General features: G+C 32.1%; 18 protein-coding genes. 10 read left to right on the forward strand and 8 right to left on the reverse strand.

What is annotated here, in order from left to right:
- A partial coding sequence (locus Q4517_RS11740) for an S-layer family protein (RefSeq protein ID WP_303509542.1) occupies nt 1-3521 on the reverse strand: 3521 nt, incomplete at its 3' end.
- A gap of 984 nt (nt 3522-4505) precedes the next feature.
- Between Q4517_RS11740 and Q4517_RS11745 the strand changes: the two genes are divergently transcribed.
- The 8 genes from Q4517_RS11745 (at nt 4506) to Q4517_RS11780 (ending at nt 13775) form a co-directional block, all read left to right on the forward strand.
- Nucleotides 4506-4952, forward strand: coding sequence for a protein-disulfide reductase DsbD domain-containing protein (locus Q4517_RS11745; protein ID WP_303509545.1), 447 nt, complete (start codon nt 4506-4508; stop codon nt 4950-4952).
- An 18-nt stretch (nt 4953-4970) separates the two neighbouring features.
- Nucleotides 4971-6971, forward strand: a complete 2001-nt coding sequence (locus Q4517_RS11750; RefSeq protein ID WP_303509548.1) for a protein-disulfide reductase DsbD — start codon at nt 4971-4973, stop codon at nt 6969-6971.
- A gap of 537 nt (nt 6972-7508) precedes the next feature.
- Complete coding sequence (locus Q4517_RS11755) at nt 7509-7946, forward strand: GNAT family N-acetyltransferase (protein WP_115900044.1); 438 nt, start codon at nt 7509-7511, stop codon at nt 7944-7946.
- A 1-nt stretch (nt 7947) separates the two neighbouring features.
- On the forward strand, nt 7948-8811 hold the full coding sequence (locus Q4517_RS11760; RefSeq protein WP_303509554.1) for an RNA polymerase sigma factor RpoD/SigA: 864 nt from the start codon (nt 7948-7950) through the stop codon (nt 8809-8811).
- A gap of 143 nt (nt 8812-8954) precedes the next feature.
- The gene (locus Q4517_RS11765) at nt 8955-10388 is read left to right on the forward strand and encodes a sodium:solute symporter (protein ID WP_303509557.1); all 1434 of its coding nucleotides are present in this window, start codon (nt 8955-8957) and stop codon (nt 10386-10388) included.
- On the forward strand, nt 10376-11509 hold the full coding sequence (locus Q4517_RS11770; protein ID WP_303509560.1) for an amidohydrolase: 1134 nt from the start codon (nt 10376-10378) through the stop codon (nt 11507-11509). The genes Q4517_RS11765 and Q4517_RS11770 overlap by 13 nt, the downstream gene beginning before the upstream one ends.
- 2 nt (nt 11510-11511) lie before the next feature.
- Complete coding sequence (alr, locus tag Q4517_RS11775; RefSeq protein WP_303509564.1) at nt 11512-12666, forward strand: alanine racemase; 1155 nt, start codon at nt 11512-11514, stop codon at nt 12664-12666.
- Between the two features lie 2 nt (nt 12667-12668).
- Nucleotides 12669-13775, forward strand: a complete 1107-nt coding sequence (locus Q4517_RS11780; protein ID WP_303509567.1) for an alanine racemase — start codon at nt 12669-12671, stop codon at nt 13773-13775.
- 71 nt (nt 13776-13846) lie between these two features.
- Here the strand turns inward: Q4517_RS11780 and Q4517_RS11785 are convergent, their stop codons facing one another.
- From Q4517_RS11785 to Q4517_RS11800, 4 genes are all read right to left on the reverse strand, one after another.
- Nucleotides 13847-15094, reverse strand: a complete 1248-nt coding sequence (locus Q4517_RS11785; protein WP_303509570.1) for an FAD-binding oxidoreductase — start codon at nt 15092-15094, stop codon at nt 13847-13849.
- A gap of 51 nt (nt 15095-15145) precedes the next feature.
- Nucleotides 15146-16153, reverse strand: a complete 1008-nt coding sequence (locus Q4517_RS11790) for a 4-hydroxyproline epimerase (RefSeq protein ID WP_303509573.1) — start codon at nt 16151-16153, stop codon at nt 15146-15148.
- A 156-nt stretch (nt 16154-16309) separates the two neighbouring features.
- The gene (locus tag Q4517_RS11795; protein ID WP_303509575.1) at nt 16310-17896 is read right to left on the reverse strand and encodes an aldehyde dehydrogenase (NADP(+)); all 1587 of its coding nucleotides are present in this window, start codon (nt 17894-17896) and stop codon (nt 16310-16312) included.
- A 32-nt stretch (nt 17897-17928) separates the two neighbouring features.
- Nucleotides 17929-18849, reverse strand: a complete 921-nt coding sequence (locus Q4517_RS11800) for a dihydrodipicolinate synthase family protein (protein WP_303509577.1) — start codon at nt 18847-18849, stop codon at nt 17929-17931.
- Nucleotides 18850-19005: 156 nt separating this feature from the next.
- Here Q4517_RS11800 and Q4517_RS11805 point away from each other — a divergent pair, with 156 nt between their 5' ends.
- Nucleotides 19006-19857 (forward strand): AraC family transcriptional regulator, encoded by an 852-nt coding sequence (locus tag Q4517_RS11805; protein ID WP_303509580.1) that lies wholly within the window; start codon nt 19006-19008, stop codon nt 19855-19857.
- A gap of 97 nt (nt 19858-19954) precedes the next feature.
- Complete coding sequence (locus Q4517_RS11810) at nt 19955-20935, forward strand: type IX secretion system membrane protein PorP/SprF (RefSeq protein ID WP_303509583.1); 981 nt, start codon at nt 19955-19957, stop codon at nt 20933-20935.
- Here the strand turns inward: Q4517_RS11810 and murI are convergent.
- The 3 genes from murI to Q4517_RS11825 all read right to left on the reverse strand — a co-directional run bounded on the left by murI (nt 20932) and on the right by Q4517_RS11825 (nt 23151).
- Complete coding sequence (gene murI, locus Q4517_RS11815; protein ID WP_303509585.1) at nt 20932-21729, reverse strand: glutamate racemase; 798 nt, start codon at nt 21727-21729, stop codon at nt 20932-20934. The genes Q4517_RS11810 and murI overlap by 4 nt on opposite strands.
- Nucleotides 21730-21801: 72 nt before the next feature.
- Complete coding sequence (locus tag Q4517_RS11820; protein ID WP_303509588.1) at nt 21802-22311, reverse strand: OmpH family outer membrane protein; 510 nt, start codon at nt 22309-22311, stop codon at nt 21802-21804.
- 36 nt (nt 22312-22347) lie between these two features.
- Nucleotides 22348-23151, reverse strand: coding sequence for an OmpH family outer membrane protein (locus tag Q4517_RS11825; RefSeq protein ID WP_303509591.1), 804 nt, complete (start codon nt 23149-23151; stop codon nt 22348-22350).
- Between the last annotated feature and the right edge of the window lie 23 nt (nt 23152-23174).

A 23174-nucleotide genomic window follows, 5' to 3' on the forward strand; every position in this document is an offset into this window, starting at 1 on the left:
GTACTTCCTGCAATACTTCCCCCAACCGAAGTAGGATCTACGGTAATGGTTGCCGTAGCCGAAGTCGCTTCCGCACAGGCCCCACTTTGTACTACCGCACGGTATTGCGTGGTAGTTGTTAGGTTGGTAGCCGTTAAAGTAGTAGTGGTATTGGCGATATCGGTATCGGTGGTAAAGTTATCGGTAGAACTCTCCCAGCGGATGATATTTCCTGTCTGTCCACTTACTGTCAGTGTGGTTGAGTTGGTTCCGGTACACACATTGGTACTTCCTGCAATACTTCCCCCAACCGAAGTAGGTATAATTGTAAGAGATACTTCATCCGAAGTTAAAGTCTGACAGGTATTAAGTGTACTGGTTACTACTAATCTATATTTATTAGTAGAAGCTGTTACTGGCGGGTTGGTTAAGGTTAATGCAGGAGTAGTTGTGTTACTATATATTCCTCCATTAGAAATATTATTCCAAGCTCCAACACCTGAAATTTGTTCTTGCCATTGATATACTAATCCTGTTGTAGTACTTGTACTACCACTATAATCAGGTGTGGTGGATGGCGCACTTCCTGTGTAACTAGTTGTACTTAAAGAGCTTGCTGTAGCTGTAAAAGTAACATTACTTCCTGAACATATAGTACTACTACTTGGTTGTGTGTCTATTTGTATTTGGGTAGCAATTATTTCATTACCTGTGGTTTCTTGTCCTTGATCACTTCCTATATCTGCTGCTCCAGAAGCATTAACAAGGTTAGGAACCCCATTACTATCTATGCCTCCTTGCCCCGCTATATCTATTCTTCCATTCCCGTCTAATTGACCCGAAGTAGCATTTTCACTTGCTTCTATTGCATCAAAACATCCATCATTATCACTATCTAAGTCTAAATGATTTGGTATTCCATCATTATCAGAATCTAAAAAACCACCACAAATTAAAGCTAAGTTAATAGGAGATTTTGTGTTTCCAGATTTTAGATCAAGTTTTAAAGATGTTGTGGTTGTTTTAACTTCCCAAGCTTCAGATGCTGAAATAGCACCTAAAGCATCAAAGTTCAAAACGCCACCAGAGTTAGAGTTAATAGTTAAATCACTATCTGGATCAGCTACTGTAAATTCTCCAGTTGAAGTTAATTCCCAAGTATCTCCTGAATCAAAATTTCCAGTTATACCAACTTCATGTTTTAAGGAAACTGTTACTGGGGATGAAAAAGTAAAAGTTGCTGTTCCTCCTTGAGTAATTAAGATATCTCCATTAGCATTACCTTGGTCTACTGTACCAGTTGTAGTAATTATTACATCTATTATTTTTTCTGTATCTTGATCATAATAAGTACCAGAGGTTAAGGTAGTTCCAATTCCTGTTAAATCTAATGGAGTTCCTGCACAAGCTAATGATTCTTCTGTGTCTAATATTCCATCATTATCATCATCTAAATCTAGCCTATCGGCTATTCCATCACCATCAGGGTCTGTTCCTGATCCATTAATAGTAATTACTAAATTGGCTGTATCAGAAGACACTCCATCAGAAATTTCATAAAAAAATGTATCTGTTAATGTTTGACCTACGAGTAAACCTGCTACTGCGGGGTTTGAAGTGTCAACAATATATTCATAGTCTCCATCTGAATTCATAACAATTGTACCGTAGGTTCCAGGATATGAAGTGTTAAGGTTAGCAGCATTGAGATTAGCTAATGATGTACCAAGTCTAATAGTAGTAACAGAACCAGAGCCTTGCCAGTAAATATCTGAAACACCAGCAATTTGCCCAAGAGGGTCAGAATCTGTAACATTAGGTCCATAATTATAACTTAATCTTAACTGATTAATTGGTTGTTCAAAAAATACATTAATATTTCCTGTAGCGTCACTAGGTATTGCACTACCTATCCCATAAAAAGTATTTCCTCCTGCATCGATTATTCCTCCAGTAGTGACATATTTGTATGAGGCATTTACTCCATTTAATGTTCCTTCAATTTTCATTTGATCTTGCCATGAACTTCCCTGAGAAAAATCGATATCTGTTAATAAAAATCCTAAATTGAATACTGGTTGATCAAAGTCTATGACTAAAACAGTGTCGTCAGTGGGATTAGTTGTACCATCTATATTATATAATAAATAACCAGTATGGCCTCCGTTGGTAGTATAGTCTACCGATTGATTAAAAGATGTACCAAATCCACCAGGGTCTAAGGTTGTAAATGAGAGACCTACACCATCTACAGTTTTAGATTTTCCATCGACGGTTTCTCCACTTGTAAAATTACTTTCCCAAAACAATGTTGATAAACCTCTGTCTACAGTATCAGAACCTCCTGTACCTGGGTCTATAATTACATTTCCTGTGGCACTTGCATCAATAAAAGCAGTTAGAGAGTCGGTATTGTCAATAGCGTCAGGAGCTTCATCTACACCATTAATTGTTATGGTTAATATACCATAATCTTTTATACCAATGGCATCAGCTACAGTATAAGAAATAATATCATCTAAACTCTCTCCGTTTCTTAAACCTGTAACAGAGGCATTTGTTTCATCTACATCATAAGTATAAGTACCATTAGCTTGTATTGTAATGTCTCCATATAAAGTAGTATAAGTGTTGTTAACAGCTGAAGGATAGACATCTACTTCTGTTACCGATATGGCGGTAGAGCCAGAATCGTTCGTTAAAACATTGCCCGTGATTGTCCCAGTTGAGTTTGCTGATATACTATTAGTTTCATCAACAACTGTTGGAGGAGTAGTGTAAATTCGTATAATGGTTTGTGCTGTAGTAGAATCTCCATTTGTGTCAAAGATGGTAATATCCATTGTGCGTACTCCATCCGTATATGGACTCTGCAGATCTCCATAAAACAAGGTGGATAAAAACGTTTCAAATTCAAAATTAGAGATTGGGTTCCCAGAGGTTTCTATAATGCTAAATGTTGTGTTTGTTAGTTGAGTTATCTGTATTGTAGAGCCTCCAATGGTATAAGTAAATGGTCCAGAAACAGGTATTTGTAACCATAATAAGTCAAAACCACCACCGTTATTAATAGCTAGCAATTCACCAAAAGGAAAATCAACAACGCCTGAAAAATTTATAGTTGCACTTAAAACCCCTGCATCTGTTGTGACTTGTGGATTTACTGTTAAAGGGAATACATTAGAAGTTGTTGGTTGTAGCTGAAAATCATAGTTGTTTCCAGAGGTTATGTTATTTAGGTCTAAAGTAGGAGCGGCCATCATCATGTTAAAAGAAGAAGAGGAAAATCTTTGCCTTGTTCTACTTTTATTGACTTTAGGTGTTTTTCCTGTCAACAAAGAACTAGTTATGGAGCTAAGAGGGTTATTGGAAGAACTTAGCTTCGTATCTTGTATTGGTTTGTAAGACAAAACTTTGTTAAGGTTGCCTTTTTTTAGGTTTTCTTTTACAAATACTTGACCATTAATAGTTAAAGTAAATGTTAATAAAATTACATATAGTATGCTTTTATATATATTATAGTGAGGGAGCTTATTTTTCATATAAAGCTAATTTTTATTTAAAATAGAGTATGATACAAATAAAGAGTATGGTAAACCATATTAACCATATTGATGGTGTGAATTATGTGTAAATTGGCTACAAAAACTATATAAAAATATATTAGAGTGTTTTTATAGTTAGTTAATTGTGGTTCGTAATTACGTGAAATTTGTATGGATATATTTTAGAGTAAATCCCATAAACTGTTTTGAAAGGATTGAAAAAACTCATTAAATATATTTTGTGTTTTTTTGAGAGTTTAGTAACTACCTCTTTTTTAAAAGTAGAGGTTTGAGTTTTACATAGAAGAATGCTAAAACCTAACGTAAACCTTACGTTAAACTTTTGAAAATAAAAGTGTTTCATGCTGGGAGACTTGGGTTTAGTTTATACTTATAATACTGTTATTTTATCTATAATTTCATTTAATGAGACAATTTAAGGGGGTAATTGCTAAAAAAAATATTTTTAAAAATATAGTATAAATATATGAAAAATATTTTAACATTTTTTTATGTTTTTTTAATTTTTTCTTATATGAGATTTGTTTATTGATAAAAAAGGATAGGGTATAAGGATAAAATGTTAATTGTTCTTATACAAGGGTGAAACATGTTGTTTTTATGAGTATAATAAAGATTTTCTAAGCGTTTATTATTTATAACCCTATTCATGGCAGTTGGTAGTATTTCGTTTACTGAAGTCTATGGTCTAGTAAAAGGCGGACTAATATTTACTTTTGAGGGATGCTTTTACTATTATCACTGTAGAGATTATGTGAGCATATAACCTTATAGATAAAGAATGAAACGTAAGCTAAAGACGTTATTAAATAATCATGAAAAAGTAAGGAAGTTTATTACATATGGTGTTAAAAATACATGTGCTTAATTGTTAATGTTAAACTTTTTTTAATCTTTTGTGTTTTAGCTAATAAAGGCATTACATTTACAGATTGAAGATAATGCAACTAAATAAAAACAATGAGAAAATTATTTTTAATCCTATTACTAGCTATTGGTAGTGTTACATTTGCTCAAGTTCATGAGCCAGTAAAATGGAGTACTTCAGTAAAAAAAATATCCGATAAAGAGGCTGAGTTAGTAGCAACAGCTACAATTCAAAAAGATTGGCATTTATATTCGCAAAATATTCCAAAAGGCGGGCCAATTCCAACGCTGTTCACTTTTGAAGGAGATACTCGATATCTAAAAAAAGGAAATACTAAAGAGGAAGAAGGACACGTTGTGGATGATCCAATTTTTGAAATGAAAATTAAATATTTTGACACTAAAGCAACCTTTACTCAAAAAATTCGTTTAAAAACTACAGAAAAACTTACTGTTAAAGGGACGGTAGAATATATGGTATGTACAGGAATGAACTGTTTACCACCAAAAGAAGTAGAGTTGACTTTCAACGTAAATTAATCTCCTTACCTCAACATGATGAAAAAAATATTAGCATTTTTGCTTTGTTTTACCATTGGATTTTCGGCAATGAGCCAAATTCATAATCCAATAGAGTGGAAAACGAGTGTAGAGAAAGTTTCAAAAACAACATATAACTTAGTAAGTACAGCAACGATTCAGGGAGATTGGCATTTGTATGCTCAAGAAGTCCCGAGTGGTGGTCCAATTCCAACAACTTTTACGTATGATGATGAAGGAGGGAAAATTAAAATTGTAGGAAACACTTTAGAACCAGAAGGAAAAATTAAATTTACAACACTTTTTGGTGAAGAAGGAATGAATATTAAATCCTTTGCTAACAAAGCGGTTTTTAAGCAAAAAATAGAATTGGTTGATGCTAGCATAACTCAACTAAATGCTTTTGTAGAGTTTATTGCTTGTACAGACGAAATGTGTTTACCTCCAAAAGAAGTAGACTTAGCATTTGATTTATCTAAAGCCATAGCTGTTAAAAATTCTACAGATGAAACAAAAGACACAAAGACAACAACAGAAGTAGCAACTTCAAAAGATTTTAAAAAAGAAGAAAAGAAAGGCCTTTTAGGAATTTTCTTTATAGCTTTTTTATCAGGGTTTGCAGCGCTATTAACTCCGTGTGTATTCCCAATGATACCGATGACGGTAAGTTTTTTTACGAAACAAAGTAAAAGTAAATCACAAGGAATAAGAAATGCGGTTATCTATGGATTGTGTATTGTTGTCATCTATGTGTTGTTAGGGTCAGTAGTAACTGCAGCCTTTGGAGCAGATGCTCTAAATGCACTATCAACGAATGTATGGTTTAATATAATCTTCTTTTTAATCTTGGTGATTTTCGCAGTATCTTTCTTAGGTGCTTTTGAAATTACGTTACCTAGTTCATGGGCAACTAAAGTAGATTCGCAAGCAGATAAAGGAGGTTTAGTGGGAATCTTTTTCATGGCTTTGGCTTTAGCAATTGTTTCTTTTTCATGTACAGGGCCTATTGTAGGAACTTTGTTAGTGGAAGCAGCTTCAAAAGGAGGAGTAGCTCCTATTGTAGGAATGTTAGGGTTCTCTTCGGCTATTGCTTTACCATTTGCGTTATTTGCAGCCTTCCCAGGGTGGTTAAATTCTTTACCAAAATCAGGAGGGTGGTTAAACACCGTAAAAGTGGTACTAGGATTTTTAGAACTAGCATTGGCATTTAAATTTTTATCAAATGCAGATTTAGTATTGCAATTACACTTGTTAGAAAGAGAAGTATTTATTGCTATTTGGATTGCTATTTTTGGAGCGTTAGCATTTTATTTATTCGGAAAAATACAATTACCACACGATAGCCCAATCAGTCATATATCTGTAGGAAGATTAAGTTTAGGGTTAATAGTGTTATCATTTACTATATATATGGTTCCAGGATTATGGGGCGCACCATTAAACTTAATAAGTGCTTTTCCACCGCCACAACATTATAGTGAATCACCTTACGGAGTTGGGTTTACAAAACAAGCAGTTGTAAGTTCGGGAAGTCAAGAAAATGGGCATGAGAATTTACCAGAGGGAGCACATTTAATGCCTCCTCACGATATTATGTCGTTTCATGATTATGATAAAGGATTGGCCTATGCTAAAAAAGTAGGAAAACCAGTACTGTTAGATTTTACAGGTCATGCTTGTGTAAACTGTAGAAAAATGGAACAAAATGTTTGGGTAAAACCAAAAGTTTTAGACGTGTTAAAAAACAAAGTGATCTTAATTTCTTTATATGTGGATGATAAACGACCATTAGAAGAAGATGAAGTGGTTGAATCTAAGTTAAACCCAGGTAAGAAATTAAAGTATATTGGTCAAAAATGGAGTGAAATGCAAACAATAAAGTACAAAGCAAACTCACAACCATTTTATGTGTTAATGAACCATGATGAATCAAATATAATTGATCCGATAGCTTATACGCCAGATGTAGATGAATACTATAATTGGCTTGAGAATGGGGTTGTTAATTTTAAAAAATAATTAAAAATTACCATATAAATAAAAAGCACTTTAGATTAATCTAAAGTGCTTTTTTATTGAAGTAAGTTTTGTCAAAGTTATATAAAATAATGTAAGAGGTTCTTTTACAGTAGCTGTTTTGAAATTATCTATAAAATTCGTACCTTTGTATGATATGGTAGATACTACACACGAGAAAAAAAATCAACGAGTTTTTACATTCAACTACCTTGTGTTCCGTAATCAATCGGACAAATTTATCCCACCAGGGTTCTAAATTTAATTTAATAGCTTCTCTTTTTTGTGAGAAGACTCTCTAATATATAAAACACTTTGTAGAGCTATTTACCAATTAAAATAGATTTATAAAATGTTTTTTTTGACCTTACGAATATCGATTTTAGATAATCGTACACTTTTCGAAAAAAGTATTCTGCATTAAAAAACAAACACTAAATAAAATAGGTTTTGTACTTACTGCTATTTAAGTTTCAATAGAAAATAACTAAAGAAGCTTATAATTATTACATACCTATTCTTTTTTATAAAATAAAAATTATGACAATAAAAACTTACGATGCATTTAATCGTATAACCCCCTTAGAAATAGAAAGAGTAACCAACTTTTTATACAAACACCTTGAAAAATATGGAGATGAAAAAACAGCAATTCGTAAAGCAATAGACTATGCTGCTAAGGAGCGAACAGGACTAGGAGGATATGTTTTTACAATAGAAGATAAAGATGATATTGTGGGAGCAGTTATAATAAATAAGACAGGAATGGATGAATATATTCCAGAAAATATTTTAGTGTATATAGCAACTCACAATGAGTATAGAGGAAAAGGCATTGGAAGGAAAATAATGACACACGCTATTGAAAATTGTAAAGGAGATATTGCTCTACATGTTGAAAAAGATAATCCAGCTAAGTTTTTGTACGAAAAGCTAGGGTTTACTACTCCGTATTTAGAAATGAGACTAAAGAGATAATATGAGACAGTTAAAAATAATAAAACAAGTTACCAATAGAGAGTCAAAATCTATAGAGAAGTACTTACAAGAAATTGGTAAGATTGATTTGATTACTGCAGATGAAGAGGTTGAATTAGCTCAAAAAATCAAAGCAGGAGACCAACGAGCATTAGAAACTTTGGTAAATGCAAACTTACGTTTTGTTGTATCGGTAGCAAAGCAATATCAAAATCAAGGGTTACGACTTTCTGATTTAATTAATGAAGGGAATATAGGTTTGGTAAAAGCAGCAAGACGTTTTGATGAAACACGTGGATTTAAGTTTATATCGTATGCAGTTTGGTGGATACGTCAGTCTATTTTACAGGCTTTAGCAGAACAATCTCGTGTAGTTCGTTTGCCATTGAATAAAATAGGAAGTATTAGTAAAATTAACAAGGCAGTTTCTAAGTTAGAGCAAAGCAATGAACGCATGCCTACACCAGAAGAAATTGCGAAAGTTCTAGAGATGACAGTTTCTGATGTAAAACAGTCTATGAAAAACTCAGGAAGGCATATTTCTATGGATGCGCCTTTAAAAGAAGGAGAAACATCAAATTTATATGATGTTATGAGAGCTTCAGAAGCGCCTAAGCCAGACAAAGACTTAATACAAGAGTCATTACGATTAGAAATTAGTAGAAGTTTAGAAACGCTTTCACCAAGAGAATCGGACATTATAAAATTATTTTATGGTCTAGGAAACTACCGACCTATGAGCTTAACTGAAATAGGAGAAACTTTTGATTTAACAAGAGAGCGAGTGCGTCAAATTAAAGAAAAAGGAATTAGAAGATTGAAACAAAGATCAAGAACTAAAGTATTACAAACTTATTTAGGTTAGTTTCAGTTTTATACAATTAACTCAAAATATGAGTTAGTGGTAATTAAAAAAAAGAATACACAAAACCATCTGTAAGCTAGAAGGGAGTAATTAAAAAAGGCTCAATACAAAGAGCAATTTTTAGTAGAGAAGGAAAATAAGATATGGACATACACATTATTGATCTATTAATTTTTATAGTATATTTAGTTTTTATGCTTGGAGTAGGAGTATATTTCATGAATAAAAACAAATCAAAAGACGATTACTATGTAGGAGGAAGGAACATGTCAGCAGGTCATATAGGATTATCTGTTGTTGCGACTGATGTAGGAGGAGGGTTTTCTATAGGGTTAGGAGGCCTGGGTTTTTTAATGGGACTCTCTGGTAGTTGGATGCTTTTTACAGGATTATTAGGTGCTTGGATTAGCGCCGTTTTTTTAATTCCAAAAGTATACCCTATAGCTAAAAAACATCATTTTTTAACGTTTCCAGAATCTTTAGCCTTTCACTACAATGCTAAAGTAGCATTAATGGCGGGAATTATTTCGTTAATAGGTTACATTGGTTTTACCAGTTCACAAATTTTGGCAGGAGCAAAATTAGCATCAGCTACATTTCCATCAATATCCATAACAAAAGCAGTTTTAATTATGGGAGTAATAGCTGTTGTATATACAGTTATTGGAGGAATAAAAGCAGTGATTTACACAGATACTATTCAGTGGATAATTCTTATGGTAGGTTTGATAGGTATTGGAATTCCTATTGGTTATATGGAAATAGGAGGATGGAACGGGATTCAAGAAATATTACCTGATAGTTTTTTATCATTAACAAATGTTACGTTTATTGATATGTTTAACTGGATAATAACCATAGTACCCATTTGGTTTGTTGGAATGACTTTATATCAACGAATTTATGCCTGTAAAGATGAAAAAACAGCAAAAAAAGCTTGGAGAATAGCAGGATTGTTTGAATATCCAATAATGGCATTTATGGGAGTTGCCTTAGGGTTATTTTCAAGAGTGGCCTACGAACAAGGAATGTTTGCAAGTATAGGATATGCACCAGGAGTAGAATTGGATGCAGAACTAGGTCTTCCGTTATTATTAAGAAGTATTTTACCAGTAGGTTTAATGGGGTTAATGATGTCGGCTTACTTTTCGGCAATCATGTCTACAGCCGATAGTTGTTTAATGGCAGCTTCAGGAAACTTAACTACAGATATTTTTGGATATTTTAAGAAAAGTATCAGTATAAAAAATTCACAATTAATAACCTTTTTAATAGGAGGTTTAGCGATTGTATTGGCAACAAAAATGCAAAATGTATTAGAGCTGATGTTGTATTCATATGCTTTTATGGTATCAGGTTTGTTAGTTCCTGTTTTAGGAACTTTATTACTAAAAAAGCCATCACCACTTGCCGCTTTTTATGCTATGATTTCAGGAGGGCTTACCACTTTATTATTAATTATCTTAGAGGTAAAATTACCTTTTGGTTTAGATGCAAATTTCTTTGGAATTACATTATCAGCCATTGTGTTTTCAACAATTCAGTTAATTAACAGCCAAAAAAAATGGAAAGCCTAAAGGAAGCTTTAGAGAAGATAAGAAAAGAATTACATACCTTTCCTGAAGTTTCTGAAGAAGAATACGAAACTAAGAAAAGAATACAAACTTTTTTAGAAGAGGATACTTCTTGTGAGATACTACCAGTGGCTAATACAGGACTATTAGCAATCTTCAATGGAAATAAAGAGGGTAAAACAGTTCTGTTAAGAGCAGATATTGATGCGTTACCTATTCAAGAAGTAAACACTTTTAAACATAAATCTGTAAATAAAGGAGTTTCGCATAAATGCGGACATGATGGGCATACAACAATTTTACTTGGAGTTGCAAAACTACTTACAGAAAAACCGTTGCACAAAGGAAAAGTACTATTGCTTTTTCAACCTTCAGAAGAAAATGGAAGAGGGGCACAGTCGGTTTTAAAAGATTTTTATTTTCAGCAATTTAATATTGATTATGCTTTCGCGCTACACAATTTACCAGGTTTTACCAAACAAGAAATAATTGTAAAAGAACAAGAGTTTACTAGCAATGTAAAAAGTGTTATAATTACTTTGGAAGGAAAAACAGCACATGCAGCAGAGCCAGAAAAAGGATTTAATCCAGCTAATGCAATCGCTGAAATTCTTCATTTTGTAAAACATGAAACTAAAAATGTACCTGAAGATTCTGATTTTTTCTTGGCTACCCCCGTGCATATAATTATGGGAGAAAGAGCCTACGGAGTATCAGCAGGATATGGAGAGGTACATCTTACTTTACGAAGTTGGAGTACAAGTTTAATGAGAGAGAAACAAAAAAAGCTTGAACAACTACTTCAAAAACTTGAAGAAAGAGAAACTCTTGGTATCAATATTTCTTGGTTTGAAGAGTTTTACGCAAATAAAAACAACAAAGAAGCTGTTGAGTATATAAAAAAGGCAGCTGAACAACTAAATTTATCAATTAAAGAAATAAATACACCTTTTAAATGGGGAGAAGATTTTGGGTTGTTTACGCAGCAATACAAAGGAGCTATGTTTGGTCTGGGAGCAGGAAAGAATACCCCAGCGCTGCATAATCCAGATTATGATTTTCCTGATGAAATAACAGTTACAGGAGCACAAATATTTTATAATATCTTAAAAGAAGTTCAATAATAATGACGCATACATCGTATTTAGAATTATCTGAATCAGCAATAAAAAATAATATTAACTTTATACGTGGAATAATAGGAGATAATACTGTTTTTTCATCTGTAGTAAAAGGAAATGCTTACGGTCATGGAATAAAAACCTACTGTATGTTGGCATATAAGTATGGTGTAAGACATTTTAGTGTTTCTGACGCAAATGAGGCTTTTGATGTAAAAAAAACACTACCTTTTGAAGATGTAACGATTATGATAATGGGAATGATTGAAAACAGTCAGCTACCATGGGCTATAGAAAATGAAATAGAGTTTTTTGTTTTTGAACTAGACAGACTAGAAAGAACAATTGAAGCGGCAAAAAAAGTAAAAAGAAAAGCCAAAGTTCATATAGAAATTGAAACGGGAATGAATAGAACAGGATTTGTTCCTAAGGAAGTTGTGAAAATTCTTAATTACGTTGAAAAACAAAAAGAATTTGTTGATGTAAAAGGAATTTGTTCTCATTTAGCAGGAGCAGAAAGCATTTCAAACTATAAAAGAATAACTGATCAAAAGAAAAAATTTAAAAACGTAAGAAAGAGAGTAAAAGATCTTGATTTGTTTAATCCAACATACCATTTAGCAAGTTCAGCAGCTACAATCCGCTACCCAACAACAAGGTTAGATTTGGTAAGAGTAGGTATTTTACAGTTTGGGTTTTTTCCTACAAAAGAAATATTGGTGCACTACTTAACCAAAGAAAAAATAGTAGAAAATCCGTTAAAAAGAATAATATCTTGGAAAACAGAAGTAATGGATGTTAAAACCATAAAAGCAGGTCAGTTTATTGGTTATGGTACATCGTATTTTACAAACCAAGAAACTAAGATAGCAATTATTCCTGTGGGATATTCTTCAGGGTATAGCCGCTCTTTAAGTAATAAAGGAAAAGTTTTAATAAGAGGACAAAGACATAAAATAGTAGGAACGATTAACATGAATATGATGGCGGTAGATATAACACATGCCGATATTATAGAAAAAGGTGATGAAGTTGTATTAATAGGAAGTCAAGGAGATGTTGAACTGACAGTTTCATCATTCAACGATTCAATACAAATCATTAATTATGAATTACTAACACGACTTCCTGAAAATTTACCAAGAATAATAACAAAATAATTATGGCAGAATTAATTATATATTCTGAAAGAATAAAAGATAATATAAAAAAGTTAAGTAGCTTTTTTGAAAAAAATCATATTGAATGGAGTTTGGTAACAAAAGTATTTTCAGGTGATAAAACATTCTTAAAAGCAATTCTAACACCTGATGTAACAGAAAAAATTAACTCGATAGGAGACTCTAGGTTAACAAGTTTACGAAACTTAAGAGAAGTAAATCCAGATTTACGAACGATATATATCAAACCTCCTGCAAATATCTATGCTGATGATGTAGTAGAATATGCTGATATTTCTTTGAATAGTTCCTTATCTACTATAGAGTCACTAAATGAAGCAGCTAAGAAGAAAAATAAAATTCATAAAATCATTATTATGATTGAAATGGGTGAGCTAAGAGAAGGGGTAAAAAGAGATGATATTTTAAGTTTTTATGAAAAGGTATTTAACTTATCTAATATTGAAGTAATAGGTATAGGGTCGAATTTAGGATGTATGTATGGTGTAGAACCTACGTATGATAAGTTATTACAGTTATCATTATATAAAGAACTTATTTCAGCAAAATTCAATAAAGATTTAAAGTATGTTTCTGGCGGAACATCAATTACGTTGCCATTGGTAGAAAATAAAGTTGTTCCAAAAGACATTAACCACTTTAGAATAGGAGAAGCAGCGTTTTTTGGGGTAAGCCCACTAGAAAATAAACGATTTAAGAATTTACATACTGAAACATTTGAGTTTTATGCTAATGTAATAGAGTTAGAAAAGAAAAAAATAGTGCCTGATGGTGTTATTAGTGAAGCAAGTATTGGTCACACTTCAGAGTACGATGAAAGTGATATACAAGAAACATCTTACAAAGCTATTTTAGATTTTGGATTATTAGATGTTGATAAAGATGATATTGAAGTAGAAGATAAAGATATTTCTTTTGTTGGAATTACTTCAGATATGATGGTGATTGATGTAGGGCTTAATAAAAATAAATCAGGAAAAACAAAATATAAAGTAGGTGATAAGGTTAAGTTTAAACTTAGTTATATGGGAGTTGCTAGACTTTTGATTTCTAAGTTTATAGATAAAGTTTACATAAAAAAGATTTAAAAGTCTGTTTTTTTATTGTTTGTTTTAAAAAAAACTCAAGAGCTATTATTTTAGTTTCTTGAGTTTTTAATTTAGTTAAAACGTTCAACATTAAAAGGAGTAATATCTAAGCCTGTTTTTTTATTAGCAATAATTTCAGACACTAATTTTCCAGTAGCAGGTCCTAAACTCCACCCCATCATAGCGTGTCCGGCAGCTATAATTACATTTTTAATTTTTGAAACTCTACCAATGTATGGTAACCCATCAGGAGAGCATGGGCGTAAGCCACTCTCAACCTTATCTATTTCTTTTTGACTGATGTTTAAATTGCTGTAATAACTATTACTAGCATTAACTATAGCATGTACTCTCTTCTTATTTATTTTGTTATTGATACCAGCAATTTCCATCATACCTCCAAAACGTGTAAAGCCATTCATTGGAGTTACTGCAACCTTAGCCTCTGTTAAAATAGCAGGGATAGTAATACCTGTATTGTTTTTTACATTAATACGATAACCTTTACCAGCCTGAACAGGAATGTTGACACCTAATTTTTTAGCTAGTTTTTGTGTCCAAGACCCGGTGGTTAAAATAAATTCATCAGCAACAATAGTGTTGTTTTTTGTACTAATTGATTTTACTGTATTGTTAGAAATATGAAAATCTAGAACTTCTTCATTAGATAAAAAAGTAACATTATTTTGTTCTAAATACAGTTTCAATTGTTTCATGTATTCACTAGGAGTCATATGAGCATCAGAATGGTAGTACACAGCTCCTTTAATATTCAGTTGAATATTAGGCTCTAATTTTTGAGTTTCTTCTCGGGTTAAATGTTCAACCTTTAATCCTTCTTTTATACCAAGTTTGCCAACATTCCATTCTTCTTCCCCCATTTTATCAGTTTTATAATACATCATCAATCCTTTATGTTGATAGTGGAAGTCAAAATCTTTTGAAGCTTTAATTTCTTCATATAGTTCTCTGCTGAACAAATTAATGTCTTTAATAACAGGAATAGAAGCAGCTACTTTTTTATGTGTTGCTGATTTTTTAAAAAACCAAGCCCATTGTAAGAAGTCATAATTTAAACGAGGTTTAATAGATAATGGACTGGTAGAACTGAGCATCCATTTTAAACCCTTTGTAATCATTCCTGGAGCAGCCAAAGAAACGATATGGCTGGGAGTAATAATACCTGCATTAGCAAATGAAGCTCCTGATGAAAAATCTGATTTTTCAATAACAGTTACTTTGTGTCCTTCTTTTTGAAGGTAATATGCGGAACTTAAACCTATAATTCCACCACCGATAATGATAATTTCTTTATTCATAAAAGAATCTCCCGACTATGCTCGAGATGGCATGTTGTTGATTATATAATATTAAATAACTTGAAAGCCATGGGCATAAGGATCATCTTCATCATCGATAAAAATAGTATTGTGTCCGTATACTTTTGCCCATCCTTGAATACTTGGAATAATGGCTAGTTTACCATCTAAAGTAGTTTCTTTTTCTACTCGACCAATAAATTTACTTCCAATAAAACTTTCATGAATAAATTCTTTTCCAAGTTGTAGTTTTCCTTTAGCGTATAATTGTGCTAAACGAGCCGAGGTTCCAGTACCACATGGACTTCTATCTATCGCTTTGTCACCATAAAAAACGGCATTTCTTCCAGAAGAACTAGGATCAATAGGGTTGCCTGTCCATAACATATGAGTTACATCTCTAATAGTATCATTTTCTGGATGAATAAATTGATTAGGATATTTTTCATTGATTCGCTCTCTAACTACTTGTGAGTATTGAATAATTTTAGAAGCAGTAAAATCGTGAATTCCTGAAAAGTTTTTTTGAGGATCTACAATTGCATAATAATTTCCGCCGTAGGCAACATCAAAAGTAATTTCTCCTAATTCAGGACAATCTATTGTTAAACCTTCAGAAGCTAAATAGCTTTTTACATTAGTTAACCGAACCCAGTCTACCTTTTTACCAGTTTGCTGATATTCAATTTCAACCAATCCAGCTGGTGCTTCCATTTTAATTTTCCCAGGAACTTTAGGAGTTACTAAACCTTCTTCAATAGCAATAGTAATGGTTCCAATAGTTCCATGTCCACACATAGGCAAACACCCAGAGGTTTCAATAAATAAAATAGCAAAATCATTTTCTGGATTATGAGGAGGAAATAAGATGCTACCACTCATCATATCATGACCACGAGGTTCAAACATCAGCCCTTTTCGAATCCAATCGTATTCTTTTAGAAAGTGTTGACGTTTTTCACTCATGTTGGCACCTACTAAGTTTGGGCCGCCACCAGTAACTACCCTAACAGGGTTTCCACAAGTATGTGCATCAACGCAAAAAAAAGTTTTTTTCATCTTAAATTGAATGGCCAGCTTGTATTCTGTAGTAGAAAAAACCCTTCAAATTTTTCTATTTTGGAAAGACGAAGCTGGCTTTATTTCAATTTCTTTAGATGCACCAAAAGTAAGACTTTGTACTCAGAGATTTTCTAAAGAAATTATTAAATTTTGTTATATTATTTCTTCTTTTGTTAGTGTACTGTTAACAGAACGTAAAATTTGTAAAGGGTTTTCGTTCTTTAACTCATCAGGTAATATATGGTTAGGCCAATCTTGATAACTGAAAGGGCGTACCCAACGTTTAATTGAATTAACTCCTACTGCTGTAAATCGACTATCTGTTGATGCAGGATAAGGACCTCCATGAACCATTGAAGGACAAACTTCTACTCCAGTAGGCACACCGTTAAAAATAATTCTTCCAACTCTGTTTTGTATGGCAGCAATTACAGTTGGATAGTTTGCGACTTCATTAGTATCAGAAATTACTGTTCCAGTAAGTTGTCCTTCTAAGGTTGAAATAATTTCTTCTAATTGCTCTTCGTTTTCACATTGAACAATTATAGAGTACGGTCCAAAAACTTCTTGATGTAAGGTTGGATTATTTAAAAATGTTTTTCCTTCAACAGTTGTAACTACTTGCGAAGCATAGTTAGTTTGCGTTTTTTCTTCATATTTAGCCACTATAGTTAAACCTTCTTGAGTTAGAGCTTTGGTTTTATTGCTCTCATAAGCTCCAACAATATTTGGATGTAGCATACAAGTAGGGTTGATTTCTACAATTTTATGTGCTAGTGAATTGATGAAGCTTGTTAAGTTTTCTCCTTTTAAACCTAAAATTAAACCAGGATTTGTACAAAATTGCCCTGTACCTAATGTAATAGAACTAGCATAAGTAGTAGCTAAACTTTCTGCTCTGTTTTTTAATGCTTGAGGGAGCATAATTACCGGATTAATACTTCCCATTTCAGCAAACACTGGAATTGGTTCTTCGCGTTTTGCAGCCAAGTCTAACAAAGCTCTACCACCGCGAATACTTCCTGTAAATCCAACTGCCTTCACCTTTGGATGCACAACTAACTGTTGTCCTACTTCAATACCACTGGAATTTAAGTTAGAAAAAACACCATTAGGCATTCCTGTTTTCTCAGCGGCTTTACTAATTACTGAAGCTATAAGTTCACCTGTACCTGCATGCATTGGATGCGACTTTACTATTACAGGGCAACCAGCAGCTAATGCAGAAGCAGTGTCTCCGCCAGCTGTAGAATAGGCAAGAGGAAAATTACTAGCACCAAAAACAACTACAGGGCCTAATGGAATATTCATTTTACGCAGGTCAGATTTTGGATTTGGTTCTCTATCTGGAATAGCGGTGTCAATAGTAGCTTCTATCCATGAGCCCTCTTCAACTAAATCGGCAAAAGAACGTAATTGAAATACAGTTCTTCCTCGTTCTCCTTTTGCACGTCCTTCTGGTAACCCAGATTCTGAGCAGTAAGTTTGTATTAATTCCTCGTCTAAGGCTAAAATTTCATCAGCAATAGTATTTAAAAACTCAGCTTTCCTTTTGCCAGAGATAACTCTGTACTTTTTAAATGCTTCAGAAGCCAAGTTAACAGCATCATTTATCTCTTCTTGAGTTGCTTCTGTAAAAATGTGCTTATTTTCCTGATTCAATTCAGGGTTGAATGTTTTATACGTTTTATTTCCTGATGCGATTAATTGACTTCCTATATAATTTTTTCCTGTAATCATGTTCAATAAATTAATGAGTAAATGATGAAATTTTAAATAGCTAACAATTTATAATCAGGTAGTGTTGGTCTGTTTTTTAAACCAGTTTCTATTACGTTTAAAACATGTTTACGCTCTTCACCAATTAAAGGTAATCTAGGAGCTCGTACGTTTTCAGTACCAATACCTGTAGCTACTTCTGCTAGTTTAATATTTTGTACTAATTTAGGGTTTATATCTAACTCTAACAACGGTAAAAACCAACGGTAAATCTCTAAAGCTTCTTGTATGCGACCTGCTTTTTGTAACTCGTAAATAGCAACTGTTTCTTTAGGAAAAGCACAAACTAAACCAGCAATCCACCCATCAGCTCCCATTAATAAGCTTTCTAAAGCTAACGTATCAACACCAGTCATTATTTTTAATCGGTCACCAAAACGGTTTTTAATTCTTGTAACGTTAGAGATATTTCTAGTAGATTCTTTAACTGCTTCAATATTATTACATTTTAATAACTCTTCAAACATGTCTAGCGTAACTTCAATTTTATAATCAACAGGATTATTATAAACCATAATTGGAAGTGAAGTATTGTTTGCTACTGCTTTAAAGTATTCAACGGTTTCTCTATCTCCAGATTTATAACGCATAGGTGGCAGCATCATTAATCCTTTTGCTCCATCCTCTTCAGCTTTTTGAGCTGCTTCAATAGCTCCTTTAGTGGTTTGTTCTGCTATATTTATTAGTACAGGAACCTGATTATTTACAAGATTGACAGTAGTTTTTGTCAATGTTCTTTTTTCTTCATCACATAGTGTACTGGCTTCTCCTAAAGTACCACCTAATACTATTCCATGAACGCCAGCATCAAGCTGTGCTTTTATATTTACTTCAAACATGTTTAAGTCTAAAGTATCATCGTTTGTAAACTTTGTAGTTACTGCAGGCATTACACCTTTCCAATTTATACTCATTGTAATACTATTTTTTGTTGCAAAGTTATAGGGAAGAGAGCGTGGGCTTTAACTTCAAATTATCATATAATAATACTATATTATCCTATATAGTATTTTTATGGCTTTATATTAATAGTATTTGCATATTTTTGAATTAGAATAGTAGTTTTACCAATGAAAGTTTTACCTTTTAAAATACCAAAAACTCAAAATATTGGATTGATTTATCAGGAAGATAAAGAGCAATATTTTTATGATAAACTTCATCAGCACGAAGAAATACAGTTATGCGTGATAGTTAAAGGTGAGGGAACATTAGTTGTGGGTGATACTATTAATAAATATTCGTCTGGAGATGTTTTAGTTATAGGAAGTAACCTGCCACATGTTTTTAAAAGTGACGCTTCTGTTATTAAAAAGTCTTTTATGATTTCATTATTTTTTACAAGAGGTTCTTTCGGAAAGGACTTTTTTTTACTGGATGATTTTAAAGAGTTAATTCCTTTTTTTGAAAAATCAACATCAGGATTTAAACTCATTGAAAATAAAGATAAAGTGATGAAGATTTTTTTAGATTTACAAAAATCAAACAATCTTAATCGCTTTATCGGACTACTTCAAGTTTTAAAAATAGTAGTAAACTCAAAAACAGTTGAGCTGGCGAATTTTGTTTATCCGAAGAGGTATACAGATAACGAAGGAAAGAGGATGCGTAATGTAATGGATTTTACAATGAATAACTTTGAGAAGAGTATAGATTTATATAAAATAGCAGAAAAAGCGAACATGACACCTAATGCTTTTTGTAGGTATTTTAAACAGCGAACTAATAAGACGTACTTTACCTTTTTAAATGAACTACGTATTGAAAATGCGTGTAAGTTATTAAACTCTGGAAATACGTTATCAATAAGTGAAATAGCTTATCAATGCGGTTTTAATAACCTATCTAATTTTAATCGAAAATTTAAAGAAATTAAAGCAATTAGTCCATCAAAATATAGAAAAAATTCGGGTTTTAAGTAGTTAGACTGTTGTATTATAGTAAGAAAACATATATATTCTCAAAATATATAAAAACTGTTGATTATATTTGGTGGGGCTATTTATTTACTTAAACTTAATGGGGAAAAGAATTACGTATTTATTATTTTTAGTATTATCAATCATTACTGAACTATCTGCACAAGAAACATTACCAATTTATACAGATTATCTGTCAGATAATGTATATTTATTACATCCAGCTGCTGCAGGTATAGGCGATTGTGGAAAAATACGATTGACAGCACGCCAACAATGGCTAGGGGTGGATGATGCTCCAGCTTTACAAACAGCGAGTTTTCATACAAAACTAGGAGAGTATTCTAATACAGGATTAGGGGTAATTCTTTTTAATGATAAAAACGGGTATCATTCTCAAAAAGGTGTTCAAGGTACCTATGCATATCACATAGATATGGGAAATGAAAATCTTTTTAATCAATTATCTTTTGGATTGTCTTTTTCTGTGGTTCAGAATGAAAGAGACCAACGAAATTTTGTGAATGATCCTACTGTTAGCCAAATAATAGAAAGTGATTTTTATTTTAATGCTGATTTTGGTATGGCATATCATAAAAATGGATTATCGTCTTATTTTACAGTAAAAAACATCTTTTTATCAGCAAAGAACAATTTAAACCCTGATTTTGAATCATATAATCTTAGAAATTATATTTTAGGAGGAGGGTATTTTTTTGGAGATAAAGAAAAACTACAGTTTGAACCATCTTTCATGTTTCAATATAAAGAACAAACTGAAGAAAAAATAGCAGATATAAACTTTAAAGTCTACAAGACATTAAATGAAACTCAATTTTGGGCGGCGTTATCTTACAGAAGAAGTTTTGGAGGTAATGTTTTTGGAGATTCTCAATATATAACGCCTATAGTAGGGGTTAACTATAAAAAATGGATGTTTGCTTACACTTATACACAACAAACGGGTGATGTAGTTTTTTCAAATGGAGGATTTCATCAATTATCTTTAGGAGTAAACTTGTTTTGTAGAAAAAGAAGAGCAGCTGCTTGCCCTAATATAAATGGTAGTTTTACGTATTAAAAATCTAAGAAGCTAATTTTACTGTTTTCATAGTCTTTAAGCATAGTTTCTAAAACACTTGTATCTTTATTGATGTAAAACGTATTATTAGTCAGCTCATACTTATCAGTATTAAGAAGATTTTGTTGTAATAAAATGCTTTTAACTTGTTTAGCAACAGCTTCACCAGAATCTATGATTTTTACTTTGTCTCCAGTTATTTTTTGTATTTGAGGGAGTAGGTAAGGATAATGTGTGCATCCTAAAACAATATAATCACACTTTTGTTCTAGCATAGGGTTTATATATTTTTCTAATAAAAAAGTCATTTCTTCAGAGTGAATCTTACCATTTTCTATTAATTCAACTAAACCTTCTCCAACTTGTTCTATGATGTTAATTTCATCGTTTAAACTAGAAGTAGTTTTTTCAAACAAAATACTATTTAAGGTACCTTTTGTTGCAAGTATGCCAATTGTACCCGTTTTGGTATTTAACGATGCTGGTTTAATAGCAGGTTCTATTCCAATAAAAGGAATATTATAATTACGTCTTAAATATTGGATTGCATTAGTCGTAGCTGTATTACAAGCAACAACGATAATTTTAGCTCTATTATTAATTAAAAACTCGGTGTTTTTAATCGATAAATCAACTATTTCTTGTGTTGATTTTTGACCATATGGAGCATTTTTACTATCGGATAAGTAAATAGTATTTTCTTTTGGTAATAGTTGATGAATTTCTTTCCAAATAGAAGTACCACCAATACCAGAATCAAATATACCAATAGGTTGTTGTGCAATAGTTTTCATACGTTATAGCAAAAATAAAAATCCTGCTGTTTAAACAGCAGGATTTTTATATAAAATATATGTATTCTTTTTTTAGAACCCTAATTTAGCTTTTACAGCATTGTAAATGTCTTCTCCTTTATCGTAAACGATTAAACCTTTACCTGGAGCAGCATCAAAAACATAGATAATTCCTTTTTCAGCAGCAACGGCTTTAATAGCATCTTCAGCTTTCTTTAAAATAGGAATAGTTTTTTCTTGATATTTTTTCTGCATATCTTTACCAGCAGCTTGTTCAGCTTGAGCTATTCTTTGTCTTTCTTGTTGAACTTCAATAGCTCTTTTTTGATTTACTTCTTGTGTTTGACTTTTACCTTCAGCTTCATATTTTTTCATTTTAGCCTCTAGCTTTTTATACATTGTCTCAATGTCGTCACGGTATGTTTTGTTTAGTTTTTCTAATTCTGATTTCATAGCTTTTGTAGCAGGCATTTCAGCTAATAATTTATCAGTGTTAATATGTGCAGTTTTTTGTGCATTTGCCACACCACCTAATCCAATCGTAAAAATTGCAACTAATAATAACGTTTTTAAATGTTTCATCTTTGTTTAATTTAATTAATCTATTTTATTCTTGATTTATTTGTTCTCTTTTGTTTCTTCTCCTTTTTTCTTTCTAGCCTCTTCTTGAGCTTTTATTAAGGCCTTTCTTTTTTCTTGTAAAAGCTTTTTTTTATCAGCTCTTTCTTTTAAACGCTGTTTTCTTTTTTCTTCAATTTGTTTAATCTTAGCAAGCCTATCAGCTTCCTTTTTCTTTTTTAATTCAGCTCTTTTAGCTATTTTTTCTTTTTGTTCATCACTTAAATTATCATTTTTAAGTAATGACTTTTTAGCTTCAATTTTATCTTTTTTTGCTTGTCTTCTTTGGTCGATATTAATCATTTGTACAACAAGGTCGCTAATATCGTGTTTTTTGTTTGAATATAACATAACTAAATCGCCAGATTTGTCGAAAACAAAATCGTACTTTTTTCTAGATGCAATTGTTTGTACAGCGTTGTATACTTGGTCTTGTACAGGTTTTACTAATCGTTTTCTTAAGTTATACATATCACCATTTGGTCCAAAATATAAAGACTCTAACCTTCGTAAAGATTCTTGTTTTATACTAATATCTTCTTCACGTTCTTCGATTAAATCCTTAGTCAAAATGGCTTTTTCGTTAGTCAAATCTGTTTTTAAAACTTCAATAGCACGAGCTTCTTTGTCTAATTTAGTTTTCCATTTTTCAACTTTGGCATCTAAAGAGTTTTGTGCTTCTAAGTATGCAGGGATACTTTGAAGAATGTACTCCATATCAATATAAGCGATACGTTGATTTTTTTGTGCAACGGTTATACTTGTTATAAGTAAAAGAACGATTAATAAAATATTTTTTTTCATCTTGTATAATGTGTTTAGAAAAA

Source organism: Tenacibaculum sp. 1_MG-2023 (genome assembly GCF_030547425.1).
Classification (GTDB): domain Bacteria; phylum Bacteroidota; class Bacteroidia; order Flavobacteriales; family Flavobacteriaceae; genus Polaribacter.

Bases quoted from the DNA above. Each gene is read 5' to 3' on its own strand.
- Q4517_RS11745 (WP_303509545.1), top strand. From the start codon at position 4,506: ATGAGAAAATTATTTTTAATCCTATTACTAGCTATTGGTAGTGTTACA.
- Q4517_RS11750 (WP_303509548.1), top strand. From the start codon at position 4,971: ATGAAAAAAATATTAGCATTTTTGCTTTGTTTTACCATTGGATTTTCG.
- Q4517_RS11755 (WP_115900044.1), top strand. From the start codon at position 7,509: ATGACAATAAAAACTTACGATGCATTTAATCGTATAACCCCCTTAGAA.
- Q4517_RS11760 (WP_303509554.1), top strand. From the start codon at position 7,948: ATGAGACAGTTAAAAATAATAAAACAAGTTACCAATAGAGAGTCAAAA.
- Q4517_RS11765 (WP_303509557.1), top strand. From the start codon at position 8,955: ATGGACATACACATTATTGATCTATTAATTTTTATAGTATATTTAGTT.
- Q4517_RS11770 (WP_303509560.1), top strand. From the start codon at position 10,376: ATGGAAAGCCTAAAGGAAGCTTTAGAGAAGATAAGAAAAGAATTACAT.
- alr (WP_303509564.1), top strand. From the start codon at position 11,512: ATGACGCATACATCGTATTTAGAATTATCTGAATCAGCAATAAAAAAT.
- Q4517_RS11780 (WP_303509567.1), top strand. From the start codon at position 12,669: ATGGCAGAATTAATTATATATTCTGAAAGAATAAAAGATAATATAAAA.
- Q4517_RS11785 (WP_303509570.1), bottom strand. From the start codon at position 15,094: ATGAATAAAGAAATTATCATTATCGGTGGTGGAATTATAGGTTTAAGT.
- Q4517_RS11790 (WP_303509573.1), bottom strand. From the start codon at position 16,153: ATGAAAAAAACTTTTTTTTGCGTTGATGCACATACTTGTGGAAACCCT.
- Q4517_RS11795 (WP_303509575.1), bottom strand. From the start codon at position 17,896: ATGATTACAGGAAAAAATTATATAGGAAGTCAATTAATCGCATCAGGA.
- Q4517_RS11800 (WP_303509577.1), bottom strand. From the start codon at position 18,849: ATGAGTATAAATTGGAAAGGTGTAATGCCTGCAGTAACTACAAAGTTT.
- Q4517_RS11805 (WP_303509580.1), top strand. From the start codon at position 19,006: ATGAAAGTTTTACCTTTTAAAATACCAAAAACTCAAAATATTGGATTG.
- Q4517_RS11810 (WP_303509583.1), top strand. From the start codon at position 19,955: ATGGGGAAAAGAATTACGTATTTATTATTTTTAGTATTATCAATCATT.
- murI (WP_303509585.1), bottom strand. From the start codon at position 21,729: ATGAAAACTATTGCACAACAACCTATTGGTATATTTGATTCTGGTATT.
- Q4517_RS11820 (WP_303509588.1), bottom strand. From the start codon at position 22,311: ATGAAACATTTAAAAACGTTATTATTAGTTGCAATTTTTACGATTGGA.
- Q4517_RS11825 (WP_303509591.1), bottom strand. From the start codon at position 23,151: ATGAAAAAAAATATTTTATTAATCGTTCTTTTACTTATAACAAGTATA.